This is a genomic window from Novosphingobium malaysiense (genome assembly GCF_000802225.1).
In the GTDB taxonomy this organism is placed as follows: Bacteria; Pseudomonadota; Alphaproteobacteria; order Sphingomonadales; family Sphingomonadaceae; genus Novosphingobium; species Novosphingobium malaysiense.
This window is the reverse complement of the sequence record NZ_JTDI01000071.1, coordinates 1-586: the sequence shown is the minus strand read 5'-3', so window position 1 is coordinate 586 and position 586 is coordinate 1. Positions and strand designations below refer to the sequence as shown.

Here is a 586-nt window from a genome sequence, read left to right as displayed (position 1 = left end):
GAAGTCCGTTCTCTTGCTGACACACGATGACGAAGGTCAGGAATCGCGTCTGCAGGCCGCGCTCGACGTCACGCGCGCCCTTGGCGGACACCTCTCCTGCCTCGATGTCATCTCGCCGCCCGACATTGCCGCTTATGCCGGGTATGGCGGCTATATCGAGACCACCATCATCGACCGCGAACGCGATCGCGAAAGCGCCAACAAGGCGCGCGTCAAGGCCCGGCTGGCGAGCGAGGACGTCGCGTGGGACTGGTGCGACACGGTGGGGTTCAAGGCGGAATCGGTCGAGGCCGCCTCTGCACTCGCGGACCTGATCGTGCTCTCGATCCGGCTCTCGGACGATGTGCCCTCGGACGTACGCAATCTGGCCGGGCAAGCGACCAGAAAGGCCAGGTGTCCGGTTCTTGCTGTGCCCGCGTCCGCAAGAGGCATCGATCTGTCGGGGCCGGTCGTGGTCGCCTGGGACGGATCGCGAGAGGCCGAGGAAGCCTTGCGCGAAGCCGTGCCGCTGCTCGCGCTGTCCTCCAACGTCGTGTTGCTGGGTGTCGGCGATCCGGAAGGGCCCTATACGCCGGAGGATGCCGCG

1 protein-coding gene is annotated in these 586 nt (G+C 66.4%); it reads left to right on the top strand.

The window, feature by feature from the left end; genetic code table 11:
* On the top strand, nucleotides 1-586 hold a 586-nt coding region (locus tag LK12_RS25045), incomplete at both ends, for a universal stress protein (RefSeq protein WP_197063658.1).